Here is a 14,494-nt window from a genome sequence, read left to right as displayed (position 1 = left end):
CGCCTTGGCGGGGGACGTCCGGCGCGGCGCGGGATCGGCCCCGGTGCCGGCCTGCGGGGTGGTGGCCGACCCGGTGGCGGTGGTGCGGCGCGTGGTGGTGCGCCGGCGGGGCGCCGCGGTCCGGTCCTCCGCCGCCCCGGGGTGTCGGGTCGTGGAGGGCCGTGCCGTGGAGGGCTGGGCTTCGGAGGATCCGCCACCGACCGCCCCGGACGCCCTCGGCGCCGGCATCGCCGGATCTGTCCGAGTGTCAGAATCCATCCGTCCGGCGGATTCCGCGACCGCTGCGTCGAGGCCTTCGGCCACCGGTGTGGACTGGTCCCGCGTGTCGCCGTGCATGCCAAGCTCCTGCCCGAGATCGGCGGCAGCTCCCCGCGGGCCGGGGTCGGGCCGGGGGAGTACCGGAGGACTGCTGGGTGGGGAGGACGTGCGACCGGAGCCTGCCCGCGCCGCTGTTCCCGGCAACCTGCCCGGCGCCCGCCGGGCCGGTGGTGGGACGCCCCGGAGCCCGTGTGCGTCCCGGCGCACGCCTCCGCGGGGCACGTCCCCGGCCGCCCCGGTCCACCCGTGAACGAGCGGGCCGGGCGCGAGGACACGCGTCCGTGCGAGGTGATCGCCGAATGGGCTAAGAAGGGCGGGAACGGCCAACGCGAAAAGGATTCGGACGTGCTGCTTCGCGGGGGACGCCACCCGTCGTCGCACTCCCCACAGCATCAACGACCTTCGGTCATCCTCGCACCGGGGGCGAGGTTTTTGCAGCGGTACGACAGTAGTTTCGGGCCTTCTCCCGAGTGGACGAGCCATCGGAAATGGAGCCGTACCGAAGAGTTCACGTATTGGTAGCGCGGACCCCCGGAATGTGCGCCTCGCGCGCCCCCCGTGCAGCCCAATGCGCCGAATGCGATCTCATCAATAGCCCGAACGGATGCCCAATAGCCCACTTGACGCACTGTCCGGCCGACCGCCGCGGCTACGCTTCACGCCGTGAAGGCAATCCGCAGATTCACCGTCCGCACCGTCCTGCCCGAACAACTCCAGCCGTTGCACGAGCTGGCCCTCAACCTGCGCTGGTCCTGGCATCCCGAGACCAGGGACCTCTTCCGGTCCGTGGACCCGGAGGTCTGGGCCGCGACCGGTGAGGACCCGGTACGGCTGCTCGGGGAGGTCCCGGCCGCCCGACTGGCCGCGCTCGCCACCGACCGGCGCTTCCTGCGCAGACTCGGCGACCTCGCCGACGACCTGCGCGAGTACCTCACCGGCCCCCGCTGGTACCAGAACCGACAGCAGTCCGACGCCGCCCCGCTGCCCGCCGCGATCGCCTACTTCTCGCCCGAGTACGGCATCGCCGCCGCACTGCCCCAGTACTCCGGCGGGCTCGGCATCCTGGCCGGCGACCACCTCAAGGCCGCCAGCGACCTCGGCGTGCCGGTCATCGGCGTCGGCCTGTTCTACCGGCACGGCTACTTCCGCCAGTCCCTGAGCCGGGACGGCTGGCAGCAGGAGCGCTATCCGCTGCTCGATCCTGACGAACTCGCGGTCAGCCTGCTGCGGGAGGCCGACGGCACCCCCGGCCGGGTCGACCTCGCCCTGCCCGGCGGCCGCACCCTGGCCGCCCACATCTGGAAGGCCCAGGTCGGGCGGGTCCCGCTGCTGCTGCTCGACTCCGACATCGAGGCCAACTCGCCCGCCGAGCGGGACGTCACCGACCGGCTGTACGGCGGCGGCAGCGAGCACCGGCTGCTCCAGGAGATGCTGCTGGGCATCGGCGGCGTCCGGGCGGTGCGCACCTACTGCCGGCTCACCGGGCACCCCGCCCCCGACGTCTTCCACACCAACGAGGGCCACGCCGGCTTCCTCGGCGTGGAACGCATCCGCGAACTGATCGCCGACGGCCGGAGCGGCCTCGACTTCGCCGCCGCCCTGGAGGCCGTCCGGGCCGGCACCCTCTTCACCACCCACACGCCCGTCCCGGCCGGCATCGACCGCTTCGACCGCGAGCTGGTCGCCCGCCACTTCGGCGGCGACGCCGCGCTACCGGGCGTCCCGGTCGACCAGGTGCTCGCGCTCGGCGCGGAGAGCTGGCACGACGGGGACCCGAAGCTCTTCAACATGGCCGCCATGGGCCTGCGGCTGGCCCAGCGCGCCAACGGGGTCTCCACCCTGCACGGCGAGGTCAGCCGCTCGATGTTCAACGGCCTGTGGCCGGGCTTCGACCCCGCCGAGGTGCCGATCACCTCCGTCACCAACGGCGTGCACGCCGCCACCTGGATCGACCCGGCGGTGGTCCGGCTCGGCGCCGCCGAACTCGGCGCCGAGCGCGCCGAGGAGGCGATGACCACCGGCGAGACCGGGTGCTGGAGCGCGCTGGAGAGGATCGGCAACACCGAGGTCTGGGAGCTGCGGCGCACCCTGCGGGCCCAGCTGGTGGAGGAGGCCCGCCGCCGGCTGCACGCCTCCTGGCGCCGGCGCGGGGCCGGCGCGGCCGAGCTCGGCTGGGTCTCCTCGGTGCTCGACCCCGATGTGCTCACCATCGGCTTCGCCCGCCGGGTGCCCTCGTACAAGCGGCTCACCCTGATGCTGCGCGACCCGCAGCGGCTGCGCGCGCTGCTGCTGCACCCCACCCGGCCGGTGCAGATCGTCGTCGCCGGCAAGGCCCACCCGGCCGACGACGGCGGCAAGCGGCTGATCCAGCAGATGGTCGCCTTCGCCGACGACCCGGCGGTTCGGCACCGGCTCGTCTTCCTGCCGGACTACGACATGGCGATGGCCCAGCGGCTCTACCCGGGCTGCGACGTCTGGCTGAACAACCCGCTGCGCCCGCTGGAGGCCTGCGGCACCTCCGGGATGAAGGCCGCGCTCAACGGCTGCCTCAACCTGTCCGTCCTGGACGGCTGGTGGGACGAGTGGTTCGACGGCCGCAACGGCTGGGCGATCCCCACCGCCGACGAGAGCGGCGGGGTGCTCGACCCGGACAGCGGCGAGGCCGAGCGGCGCGACGACATCGAGGCGGCCGCGCTCTACGACCTGATCGAGAACCAGGTCGCCGCCCGGTTCTACGACCGGGACGCCGACGGGCTGCCGCAGCAGTGGATCGCCATGGTCCGGCACACCCTGGTCACCCTCGGGCCCAAGGTGCTGGCCGGGCGGATGGTCCGGGAGTACGTCGAACGGCTGTACGCCCCGGCGGCGCAGGCCCAGCGGGAGCTGGCGGGACAGCACCCGACCGGGCGGTTCACGGGCGCGTGCGAGCTGGCGGCCTGGAAGGCGAAGGTCCGGGAGGCGTGGCCGGCCGTCCGGGTCGAGCACGTCGAGGCGGACTGCCCGGCCGAGGCGCAGGAACTGGGCAGTTCGCTGGCGCTGCGGGTGCAGGTCGCGCTCGGGACGCTGGAGCCGGGCGACGTCGAGGTGCAGGTGGTCTCCGGCCGGGTGGACGAACGGGACCGGATCTCGGACGCCTGCCTGCTCGCCCTCAAGCCGGTCGGCGGGCCCGACCTGGACGGCCGCACCCGCTACGAGGGCTCGCTGGAGCTGTGCCGGACCGGCCCGTTCGGCTACACCGTCCGGGTGCTGCCCGCGCACCCCCGGCTGGCCTCGCCGGCCGAGCTGGGGCTGGTCGCCCTGCCGGCCGAGTCGGCCGGGATGGACGCCGGGCTGCTGCGCTGACCCCGCCGGCGGCTGCCGTGCGTCCCGGCGAGGACGGCAGCCGCCCGCGGCGGCCGTGAACCGCGGCCGAGGCCGCGGCCGTAGGCACGGTCGGGAAGTGGGGTGGCCCGGCCGGGTGCGTGACGGCGCACCCGGACGGGCACATTCATGGGGCCCGGAGGCCCGGAGCGGGACTCTAGACCAGGCTGTCCCGCCAGGCCCGGTGGAGGGCGGCGAAGCGGCCGGAGCCGTCGATCAGCTCCTGTGGGGAGCCATCTTCCACGATCCGGCCCTGATCCATCACCAGGACGCGGTCGGCGATCTCCACGGTGGAGAGCCGGTGGGCGATGATCACCGCCGTCCGGCCGGCCAGCACGGTGCGCATCGCCCGCTGCACGGCCTGCTCCCCGGGGACGTCCAGCGAGCTGGTCGCCTCGTCCAGGATCAGCACCGCCGGGTCGGCCAGCAGGGCGCGGGCGAAGGCCACCAGCTGGCGCTGGCCGGCCGAGATCCGGCCGCCGCGCTTGCGCACGTCGGTGTCGAAGCCGTCCGGCAGGGCGGCGACGAACTCGTACGCGCCGATGTCGCGGGCGGCCTGTTCGACCTCCTCGCGGGTGGCGCCGGGGCGGCCGAGCGCGATGTTCTCGGCGACGGTGCCGGAGAACAGGAAGGACTCCTGGGTCACCATCACCACCCCGCGCCGCAGCTCGGGGGCGGCCAGGTCGCGCAGGTCCACGCCGTCCAGCCGGATCCGGCCGTCGGTCGGGTCGTGGAAGCGGGCCAGCAGCTTGGCGAGCGTCGACTTGCCCGCGCCGGTCGCGCCGACCACCGCCACCGTCTGCCCGGCCGGGACCAGCAGGTCGAAGGCCGGCAGCACCTCCTTGCCGGTGCGGTAGGCGAAGCGGGTGCCCTCGAAGGCCACGGACCGGCCCTTGCCGTCGGCCCGGGGCAGCTCGACGGGCTCGGTGGGCTCGGCGACGGTCGGCTCGTGGGCGAGCAGGCCGGCGATCTTCTCCAGGGCGGCCGCGGCCGACTGGTAGCTGTTCAGGAACATCGCCAGCTGGTCGATCGGGTCGAAGAGCCGGCGCAGGTAGAGCGCGAAGGCGGTGAGCACGCCCAGCTCCAGCGCGTCGTCCACGACCAGGTAGCCGCCGAGCAGCACCACACCGGTGGTCCACACGTTGGCGGTGGCGCGGGAGAGGCCGACGTAGCGGGCGATCTCCAGCAGGCCGTCCGCCGTCGCGGTCGCGGACTGCTGGTTGACCGCGGCGAAGGCGGCGTCGTTGGCCTTCTCGCGGCGGAAGGCCTGCACCGGACGGATGCCGTTCATGGTCTCGGTGAAACGGACGATCAGCGAGGCGGCCGAGGTGCGCGAGCGCCGGTAGACCCGCCGCGAGCGGCTGCGGAAGGAGCGGGCGACCAGGGCCAGCGGCAGGAAGGCCGCCAGTGAGACCAGGCCGAGCCGCCAGTCCAGCGCCAGCAGCAGCACCGAGATGTAGCAGACCGACAGGAAGACCGTCAGCAGCTCCTGGAGACCCTCGGAGAGCAGCTCGCGCAGCGCGTCGACGTCACTGGTGGCGCGGGAGATGATCCGGCCCGAGGTGTAGCGCTCGTGGAAGTCCAGGCCGAGCCGCTGGGCGTGCCGGAAGATCCGGCCGCGCAGCTCCAGCAGGATGTCCTGGTTGACCCGGGCGCTGATCTTGATGAACGCCCACTGCAGCACCGGGCTGAGCAGCGAGCAGGACAGGTAGGCCGCGACCACCGCGATCAGCGGGCCGGAGTCGTGCTCGCGCAGGGCCGGGATGCCGCGGTCCATCGCCACCGCGACCAGCAGCGGCCCGGACTGGAGCGCCGCCTGCTGGACCAGGATGATCACCATCGCGACGGTGATCCGGGCCCGGTGCGGGCCGAGCAGCGAGCGCAGCAGTGCCCCGGGCGCGCCCGGCGGGACGGGGATGTCCTCCTCGTCGACGGGCGGCGGGGGCAGTTCCTCCTCGGCCGGCGCGGCGGGTCCGGTCCGCACGGGTTCGGCGGTGGTGGTCATGCGCGCCCTCCTTTCGACACGAGGGCGCCCTCGGGCACCGGGGCGGCCTCGCCCGACATCAGTTCCCGGTAGTGCGCGCAGTCGCGCAGCAGCTCCTGGTGGGTGCCGACGGCCGCGATCCGGCCGTCCGCCAGCACCGCGACCCGGTCGGCGAGCAGCACGGTGCTGGGGCGGTGGGCGACCACCAGGGCGGTGGTGGTGCCGAGCACCTCGCGCAGGGCCCGCTCGACCAGGGCCTCGGTGTGCACGTCCAGGGCGGAGAGCGGGTCGTCCAGCACCAGGAAGTCCGGGTCGCCGACCACCGCGCGGGCCAGCGCGAGGCGCTGGCGCTGGCCGCCGGACAGGCTCAGGCCCTGCTCTCCGACCTCGGTGTCCGCGCCCTGCGGGAGCTTCTCGACGAAGCCGGCCTGGGCGGTGGCGAGGGCGGTGCGCAGCTGTTCCTCGCCGGCGCCCGGGGCGCCCATCAGGACGTTCTCCCGGACGGTGGCGGAGAACAGCGTGGGCTCCTCGAAGGCGACCGCGACGAGTTCGCGCAGCTGCCGCGGGGGCAGCTCGCGGATGTCCCGGCCGTCCAGCGTGATGGTGCCGGCGGTGGCCTCGTACAGCCGGGGGAGCAGGGCGGTGAGCGTGGTCTTGCCGCTGCCGGTGGCGCCGACCAGGGCCATCGTCTCGCCGCTGCGGACGTGCAGGTCGATGCCGGCCAGCAGGTCGGGGCCGTCCTCGGGGGCGTCGGGGTAGCGGAAGCGGACGCCGGTGAAGCGGATGCCGTCCCGGGCGCCGGGGCCGGTGGCGGTGCCCGGGGCCGGGGTGTCCGTCCCGGGGGCCTCCGGCTCGTCCAGCACCTCGAAGAAGCGGTCGGTGGCGGTGGCGGCGTCGTTGCCGTAGGCGAGCAGCCAGCCGAGCGATTCGATCGGCCAGCGCAGCGCGAGCGCGGTGGAGAGGAAGGCGACCAGGGTGCCGGCGCTCAGCCCGTCGTGGGCCACCAGGTAGGCGCCGACGGCGAGGGCGCAGCCCAGCGCGACCTCCGGCAGGCCGACGGTGATCGCCCAGAGGTTGGCGAGCAGGTGCGCCTTGCGCAGCTCGGTGCGGCGCAGCTCCTGGGACTGGACGCGGAAGCGTTCGGCCATCGAGCGGTGACGGCCGAAGGCCTTGAGGACGCGGATGCCGAGGACGGACTCCTCGACCACGGTGGCGAGGTCACCGTTCTGGTCCTGGGCGAGCCGGGTGGCGCCGGAGTAGCCGCGCTCGAACCGCCGGGTGGCCACGAACAGCGGGACGACCGGGGCCAGGGTGATCAGGGCGAGCCGCCAGTCCTGGGTGAACATCAGCACCGCGCCGGCCAGGAACATCACCGAGTTGACGATCAGGAAGACCAGCGGGAAGGCCAGGAACAGCCGCATGGTGTACATGTCGGCGGTGGCCCGGGAGAGCAGCTGGCCGGAGCCCCAGCGGTCGTGGAAGGAGACCGGCAGCCGCTGGAGCTTGGCGAAGAGGTCCCCGCGCATCGCCGTCTCCAGCCCGGCCAGCGGGCGGGCCAGCACCACCCGGCGGGTGTAGAACAGCGCGGACTCGACCAGGCCGAGGAGCAGCAGCAGGCCGACCAGGGGCCAGAGGCCGTCCAGGTCGCGCTCGGCGAGCGGGCCGTCCACGATCCGGCCGAGGACCACCGGGACGGCGAGGGTGCTGAGCATGGCGAGCGTGGCGGCCGTCACCGAGACGGCCAGCCGGCCGCGGACGGCGCGGGCGTACGGCCACAGGCGCAGCAGGGAGCGGACCGCGGAGCGCCGCGGCCCGGACCCGGCCGGGGCGGCCGCGTCGGGTTCGTCGGTTCTGCCGGTGCCCTCCGGCCCGTCGGATCGGGGGCTCGTCCGGGGCGGGTTCTCGGGGTCCTGCCTGTTCTCGGCCATCGCGGTGAGGGTAGGCAGAGAGGCCGTCACTTCTCATCCGGTTTTTCGCCCCTGTCGTCGGCGCCCGGCGAGAACCGGCCACCCGAACGGGCGGGGCGCGCGCGAAGGAGGGGGCGCGCACTGTCGTTCGTGTGGGGAGGAATGCGCCGTGCGCCTCTTGCGAGCGCCCTGCCGACCGGCCGATGACATCTCCTGACGGATGCCCTTTGACGCGCGAGTGACAGGAGTGCACACATGACGGTCGAAACCGAACCCACCCCCGGGCCCGGCTCCGCAATCGTGCAGGTACGGGCCCAGCTCAGCCTCAGCACGACCGCGGCGCGGAACCTGGCGACGACGACCAAGTCGAAGCCGCAGATGCAGGAGATCACCTCCCGCTGGCTGCTGAAGATGCTGCCGTGGGTGCAGGTCAGCGCGGGCACCTACCGGGTCAACCGGCGGCTGAGCTTCGCCCCCGGACAGGGCCGGGTGAGCTTCACGAAGACCGGCTCCGCGGTGACGGTGATCGCCCCCTCGCTGGCCGAGGTGCCGGCGCTGCGCGGTTTCGAGGACGAGGAGGTGCTGGCCGAGATGGCCCGCCGGTTCGTGCAGCGGGACTTCGCGCAGGGCGAGGTGCTGGTGCAGGAGGGGGCGCCGATCGAGGAGGTGTTCCTGATCGCGCACGGCAAGGTGGACCGGATCGGCACCGGCAAGTACGGCGACCAGACGGTGCTCGGTTCGCTCGCCGACGGCGACCACCTCGGCGACGAGGCGATCACCGAGGGCGGCGGCACCTGGCCGTACACCGTGAAGGCGAGCACCTCCGGGGTCGCGATGGCGCTGCCCTGGCCGGTGCTCCAGGAGCTGATCGGCCGCTCGGAGTCGCTGCGCGAGCAGCTGCTGGGCTTCGCCGCCGACGTCGCGCAGGCGCAGAACGAGCACGGCGAGGCCGAGATCGACCTCTCGGCCGGCCACCGGGGCGAGTACGAGCTGCCCGGCGCCTTCGTCGACTACGAACTGAAGCCGCGCGAGTACGAGCTGAGCGTCGCGCAGACCGTGCTCAAGGTGCACACCCGGGTCGCGGACCTCTACAACCAGCCGATGAACCAGACCGAGGAGCAGCTGCGGCTGACCATCGAGGCGCTGCGGGAGCGGCAGGAGCACGAGATCATCAACAACCCGGAGTTCGGCCTGCTCAACAACGCCGACTTCGACCAGCGGATCCAGACCCGCACCGGGGCGCCCACCCCGGACGACCTGGACGAGCTGCTGAGCATGCGCCGCGACACCGACTACCTGTTCGCCCACCCGCGGGCGATCGCGGCCTTCGAGCGGGAGTGCAACCGGGCCGGCGTCTACCCGGCCACCGCCGTCGTCCTCGGCAAGCAGCGGCCGACCTGGCGCGGGGTGCCGATCTTCCCGTGCAACAAGATCCCGGTGTCCGACCAGCAGACCACCGCGTTCATCGCGATGCGCGCCGGCGAGGACAACCAGGGCGTGGTCGGCATCACCCAGATCGGCATCCCGGACGAGGTGGAGCCGGGTCTGAACGTCCGGTTCATGGGCATCGACGAGAAGGCGATCGCCTCCTACCTGGTCAGCACCTACTACTCGGCGGCGGTGCTGGTGCCGGACGCGATCGGCGTGCTGGAGAACGTCGAGCTCGGGCACGCCCGCGGCTGAGCCCGGCCGTTCAGGCGGCGGGCGCGCACAGCAGCCGCAGCGAGCGCCCGCCCAGGACGACGGTGCCGCGCGGATCCGGTTCGTCCGGGTCCGGTCCGCCCGGGCCCACGGCGGTGTCGACCACCGTCCGCCACCCGGCCGTCGGCGCCGCCCAGGGCTCTCCGGGCAGGGTGAACACCACCGGTTCGTGGCCCGCGTTGAGCAGCAGCAGGAAGCCGTCGTCGCCGAGCGGCAGCCCGGCCTCGTCCCGTTCGGACAGCGCGGTGCCGGAGAGCAGCATGCCGAGGCAGGCGGTCGGCGCGAACCAGTCGGCCTCGGTCATCTCGGTGCCCCGCGCGGTGAACCAGACGAGGTCGGGCCGGCCGCCGGGGGTGGTGGCGCGGCCCGAGAAGAACGCCCGCCGGCGCAGCACCGGGTGGGCCCGGCGCAGGCCGACCAGCCGGGCGGTGAGCTCGCACAGCTGCTGCCACCCGGGCTGCTCCAGCAGCGACCAGTCCAGCCAGCCGACCTCGTTGTCCTGGCAGTAGGCGTTGTTGTTGCCGCCCTGGGTGCGGCCCAGTTCGTCCCCGGCGGTGATCATCGGGACGCCGGCGGAGAGCAGCAGGGTGGCGGTCAGGTTGCGCAGCTGGCGCATCCGCAGGGAGCCGACCGCCGGGTCGGTGCTCTCGCCCTCGGCGCCGTGGTTCCAGGAGCGGTTGTCGTCGGTGCCGTCCCGGTTGTCCTCGCCGTTGGCCTCGTTGTGCTTGCGGTCGTAGGAGACCAGGTCGCGCAGGGTGAAACCGTCGTGCGCCGTCACGTAGTTGACCGAGGCGCCCGGGCGGCGGCCGGCCCGCTGGTAGAGGTCGGAGGAGCCGGAGAGGCGGTAGCCGAGCTCGCGCACGTCCGGGCGGGCGCCGCGCCAGAAGTCCCGTACGGTGTCGCGGTACTTGTCGTTCCACTCGGCCCACAGCGGGGGGAAGCCGCCGACCTGGTAGCCGCCCGGGCCCACGTCCCAGGGCTCGGCGATCAGCTTCACCCGGCGGAGCAGGGGATCCTGGGCGACGGCGGCGAGGAAGGGGTGCTCCATGTCGACGGCGTCGCCGCCGTTCGGGCCGCCGCGGGCCAGTGCGGCGGCCAGGTCGAAGCGGAAGCCGTCCACGCCCATCTCGGCGACCCAGTAGCGCAGCGAGTCGGTGATCAGCCGGATCACCTGGGGGCGGCGGGTGTCCAGGGTGTTGCCGCAGCCGGTGTAGTCGGCGTAGCCGCGCGGGCGGTTGGGCGGGAGGCGGTAGTAGGCGGCGTTGTCGATGCCGCGCAGCGAGAGCGCCGGGCCGAGTGCGCCGCCCTCGGCGGTGTGGTTGAACACCACGTCCAGGATCACCTCGATCCCGGCGGCGTGCAGGGCGCGGACCATCCGCTTGAACTCGCCGACCTGGCCGCCGCGGGAGCCGGAGGCGGAGTAGCCGGCGTGCGGGGCGAAGTAGCCGACCGTGTTGTAGCCCCAGTAGTTGACCAGTCCGCGGGCCTGCAGGTGGTCCTCGCTGGCGTGCTGGTGCACCGGGAGCAGCTCGACGGCCGTCACCCCGAGGCGGGTGAGGTGGGCGAGGGCGGCGGGGTGGGCGAGGCCGGCGTAGGTGCCGCGCAGCTCCGGCGGGACGCCGGGGTGGCGCATGGTGAAGCCGCGCACGTGCAGTTCGTAGAGCACCGTCTCGGACCACGGGGTCTTCGGGCGGCGGTCGTCGGACCAGTCGTCCTCGTCGTGGACGACCACGGACCTGGGGACGTACGGCGCGGAGTCGCGGTTGTCCCGGACGGTGTCGGCGACGTCCGCCTCGGGCCAGTTGCGGACGGCGGAGCAGGCGGCGTCGTGCGAGGTGTAACAGCCGTCGACGGCCCGGGCGTACGGGTCGAGCAGCAGCTTGGCCGGGTTCCAGCGGGCGCCGGTCCACGGGTCCCAGCGGCCGTGCACGCGGAAGCCGTAGCGGGTGCCGGGGCGCACGCCGGGGAGGAAGCCGTGCCAGACCTGGACGTCCTGCTCGGTGAGGTGGTGCCGGCTCTCCCGGCCGTCCTCGTCGAACAGGCACAGTTCGACGGCCTCGGCGCCGGCCGCCCAGAGCGCGAAGTTGGTGCCGGGGCCTTGGCGGCCGGTGCGGAAGCGGGCGCCCAGGGGGTGCGGGCTGCCGGGGGTCAGCTCCTGGTCCGACGCCATGGCGGGGGGCCTCCCTGGGTGGGGTGTTCCGGGTCCGTTCACCTTTCCTTTCCCGGATTGTGCGGGGTGGAAGCGGTGGTGGGGTCCGGGCTCCCGGGAGGGCGGCTCCCGGGAGGGTGGGGTGGCGTGTCTTCGGCGGGAGGGGGCTCGTTGTTCCGGGCGTCGGACGGTGAACAGTGGGAGGGCCCCGGGATGCGGCGCCGAGGACGGGTGTGGGCGCGGGGCGCGGCGGCGGTGGTCTGCTGCCTGGCCGTCCTGGCGGGGTGCGGTGGGCCGCCGGTTCCGCCGGACGGGGACGCGGTCGCGGGGGGTGGGCGGGCGGTGCCCGCGGTGCCGTCGCGGGCGGTGCTCTCCGTGCAGCCGGCCGACGGGGCGCAGGACGTGCAGCCGGAGGGGGCCGTCCGGGTGGGTGTGGCGCAGGGGCGGCTGGTGTCCGTGCGGCTGGCGGACGGGAAGGGCGTCGAGGTACCGGGCACGATCGGGCCGGACGGGAGCGGGTGGGTGCCGGACGGGCCGCTGCCGCTCGGGACGGCCTTCACCGTGGACGCCGTCGCCGAGGACGACCAGGGCCAGAAGGCGGCCCAGCACTCGGCGTTCACGACCGTCCCCCCGACGCACACCTTCGTGGCCTTCTTCACCCCGGAGGACGGCTCCACGGTCGGCGTCGGGATGCCGGTCTCGCTGCGCTTCAGCCGTCCGATCACCGACCGGGCGGCGGTGGAGCGGGCCGTGCAGGTGACGGCCGACCCGCCGGTGCCGGTGGCCGCGCACTGGTTCGGCGGTCAGCGGCTGGACGTCCGGCCGCAGCAGTACTGGGCGGCCGGCACCAGGGTCACGGTGGCGCTGCGGCTCAAGGACGTGCAGGGCGCGCCGGGGGAGTACGGCACCCAGAGCCGGGAGCTGCACTTCACCATCGGCCGGGCGCAGGTCTCCACCGTCGACCTGGACGCCCACACCCTGACCGTCCGGGCCGGCCAGGGCGGCAAGGTGGTCCGGGTGCTCAAGGTCTCCGGCGGCAGCCGTGACCACTCCACCTACCGCGGGGTGATGGTGGTGTCGGAGAAGTACAAGGTGACCCGGATGAACTCGCAGACCGTCGGCATGGGCGACGAGTACGACATCAAGGACGTCCCGCACGCGATGCGGCTCACCACCTCCGGCACCTTCGTGCACGGCAACTACTGGGCCGACCCGAGGGTGTTCGGCGCCGCCAACACCAGCCACGGCTGCATCGGGCTGGCCGACGCGAAGGGCGGGACGAGCAAGGACTCCCCGGCGGGCTGGCTGTTCGAGCACACCATCCCGGGGGACGTGCTGGAGGTGAAGGCCTCGTCCGGGGACTTCGTGCCGCCGCAGAACGGGCTCAACGGCTGGAACGTGCCGTGGGACCAGTGGGTGGCCGGGAGCGCGCTGCGGCAGGTGCCGTAAGGGTACTTGCGCCCGTTCCGTCCGCCTTTACCACTGCTTCACATGCCGTCAACCCGACTCCTCTCAGCTTTCACTCGGAAGGCTTAGTTATCCTGCTCCGGCGCGTCCGGGGTCCGGCCGGAAAGATCGGTCGGACAGTGCAACTCATGGGGGCACTCAACGCGTCAAGTGAGTGAAGACCGGGAGGGGAGAAACCGTGAAGACGGGTAAGACGGCCGGCGCAGCGATACGCACCACCAACCGCTACGGGCGCAGAGGTGCGATGGCGCTGGTCATGGGCGGGGTGCTGCTGCTCACCGCCGCCTGCAACGACGACAAGGGCAGCGGTTCGGACGGTTCGGGCGGTTCGGCGGCCGGCGGCGCGGCCTCGGCTCCGGCCGCGGCGGACGGGGGCGGGGCGGCCACGCCGAAGCCCTCGGCGGCGGTGCTCGCCGTCGAGCCGAAGGACGGCGCCCTGGACGTCCCGCCGAACGGGCTCCAGGTGGCCGTCTCCAACGGCAAGCTCACCACGGTCGAGGTGACCGACAAGGACGGGAAGCCGGTCGAGGGCGCGATCACCCCGGACGGCACCGGCTGGAAGCCCTCGGGGGCGCTGGCCGTCGGCATGGCGTACAAGGTGAACGCCCAGGCCAAGGACGGCGAGGGCCTGGTGGCGGCGTCCACCACCTCGTTCACCACGCTGACGCCGGAGAAGAAGATCTCCACCAACGACAACATCAGCGACGGCGCCACCTACGGCGTCGGCATGATCGTCTCGGTGAACTTCAACAAGGACGTCAAGAACAAGGACGCCGTCCTCAAGGGCATCAGCATCGAGTCCAGCAACGGCACCGTGGTCAAGGGCCACTGGTTCGGTGACCGCCGGGTGGACTTCCGTCCGGAGAAGTACTGGGCGCCGGGCACCAAGGTGACCGTCAAGTACCGGCTGAAGAACGTCGAGGTCGCCCCGGGCATCTACGGCGACGTGGACAAGGACGAGCCGTTCACCATCGGCCGCTCGATGATCTCCACCGCGGACGCCAAGTCGCACCAGATGACCGTCGAGCGGGACGGCCAGAGCGCCACCCTGCCGGTCACCCTGGGCGCGGACGCCACGCCGTCCTGGGGCGGGACGATGGTGGTCATGTCCAAGGAGAAGGTCACCCGGATGAACTCGCAGACCGTCGGTCTCGGCGGCGAGTACGACATCCAGGACGTGCCGCACGCGATGCGGCTGACCACCTCCGGCACCTTCGTGCACGGCAACTACTGGGCCAGCCCGTTCGGCAAGACCAACGCCAGCCACGGCTGCGTGTCGATGCAGGACGTCAAGGGCGGCAGCGACAGCTCGGTCGCGGGCAAGTTCTTCAACGACTCGATGATCGGCGACCCGATCAAGATCGTGAACACCAAGGAGAAGACCGTCGCGCCCTCCAACGGGCTGGGCGGCTGGAACGTGGACTGGGCCAACTGGTAGGCCCTACCCGGCGGAGGGCCCGGCTATCCGGGCCCTCCGGCGAGTCCTTCGTCGCGCGGCCCGATCCTCACCCGTTGGGGGCGGGCCGCCGCGGTTTCCGGGGCGGCGAGCCCCATGCATGGCGCAACCTTTCCGGTGGCCGGGTGCGTATAACCGGTCGGGTCCGTCGG

7 protein-coding genes and 1 pseudogene are annotated in these 14,494 nt (G+C 73.3%); 4 read left to right on the top strand and 4 right to left on the bottom strand.

Features of this window, described 5'->3' with window-relative positions:
• Positions 1-228 (bottom strand): annotated as a pseudogene (locus tag ABZ449_RS23050) (hypothetical protein); the annotation flags it as partial.
• A gap of 753 nt (positions 229-981) precedes the next feature.
• On the opposite strand from ABZ449_RS23050, the gene glgP reads away from it, so the two are divergent.
• A complete protein-coding gene (glgP, locus tag ABZ449_RS23045) occupies positions 982-3,660 on the top strand; it encodes an alpha-glucan family phosphorylase (RefSeq protein WP_360348866.1) in 2,679 nt (892 codons plus the stop codon).
• Positions 3,661-3,835: 175 nt separating this feature from the next.
• Here glgP and ABZ449_RS23040 read toward each other — a convergent pair whose 3' ends face one another.
• Both ABZ449_RS23040 and ABZ449_RS23035 read right to left on the bottom strand, forming a co-directional pair.
• Complete coding sequence (locus tag ABZ449_RS23040; RefSeq protein WP_360348863.1) at positions 3,836-5,683, bottom strand: ABC transporter ATP-binding protein; 1,848 nt, start codon at positions 5,681-5,683, stop codon at positions 3,836-3,838.
• Entirely contained in the window at positions 5,680-7,590 is a 1,911-nt protein-coding gene (locus ABZ449_RS23035; protein WP_360348860.1) for an ABC transporter ATP-binding protein, read from the bottom strand. Before ABZ449_RS23035 ends, ABZ449_RS23040 begins: the two co-directional genes overlap by 4 nt.
• 234 nt (positions 7,591-7,824) lie before the next feature.
• Here ABZ449_RS23035 and ABZ449_RS23030 point away from each other — a divergent pair, with 234 nt between their 5' ends.
• Positions 7,825-9,252, top strand: coding sequence for a family 2B encapsulin nanocompartment shell protein (locus ABZ449_RS23030; protein WP_360348857.1), 1,428 nt, complete (start codon positions 7,825-7,827; stop codon positions 9,250-9,252).
• Between the two features lie 10 nt (positions 9,253-9,262).
• Here the strand turns inward: ABZ449_RS23030 and glgX are convergent, their stop codons facing one another.
• Positions 9,263-11,440 (bottom strand): glycogen debranching protein GlgX, encoded by a 2,178-nt coding sequence (glgX, locus tag ABZ449_RS23025; protein ID WP_360348854.1) that lies wholly within the window; start codon positions 11,438-11,440, stop codon positions 9,263-9,265.
• 192 nt (positions 11,441-11,632) lie between these two features.
• Between glgX and ABZ449_RS23020 the strand changes: the two genes are divergently transcribed.
• The gene (locus ABZ449_RS23020) at positions 11,633-12,868 is read left to right on the top strand and encodes an Ig-like domain-containing protein (protein WP_360348851.1); all 1,236 of its coding nucleotides are present in this window, start codon (positions 11,633-11,635) and stop codon (positions 12,866-12,868) included.
• A 196-nt stretch (positions 12,869-13,064) separates the two neighbouring features.
• Positions 13,065-14,324, top strand: coding sequence for an Ig-like domain-containing protein (locus ABZ449_RS23015; protein ID WP_360348848.1), 1,260 nt, complete (start codon positions 13,065-13,067; stop codon positions 14,322-14,324).
• Positions 14,325-14,494 lie beyond the last annotated feature (170 nt).

The organism is Kitasatospora sp. NPDC005856 (assembly GCF_040629945.1).
In the GTDB taxonomy this organism is placed as follows: Bacteria; Actinomycetota; Actinomycetes; order Streptomycetales; family Streptomycetaceae; genus Kitasatospora.
Note: the sequence above shows the minus strand (reverse complement) of the source record. Positions and strands in the feature narration are given on the sequence as shown.

Bases quoted from the DNA above. Each gene is read 5' to 3' on its own strand.
- ABZ449_RS23040 (WP_360348863.1), bottom strand. From the start codon at position 5,683: ATGACCACCACCGCCGAACCCGTGCGGACCGGACCCGCCGCGCCGGCC.
- ABZ449_RS23035 (WP_360348860.1), bottom strand. From the start codon at position 7,590: ATGGCCGAGAACAGGCAGGACCCCGAGAACCCGCCCCGGACGAGCCCC.
- ABZ449_RS23030 (WP_360348857.1), top strand. From the start codon at position 7,825: ATGACGGTCGAAACCGAACCCACCCCCGGGCCCGGCTCCGCAATCGTG.
- glgX (WP_360348854.1), bottom strand. From the start codon at position 11,440: ATGGCGTCGGACCAGGAGCTGACCCCCGGCAGCCCGCACCCCCTGGGC.
- ABZ449_RS23020 (WP_360348851.1), top strand. From the start codon at position 11,633: ATGCGGCGCCGAGGACGGGTGTGGGCGCGGGGCGCGGCGGCGGTGGTC.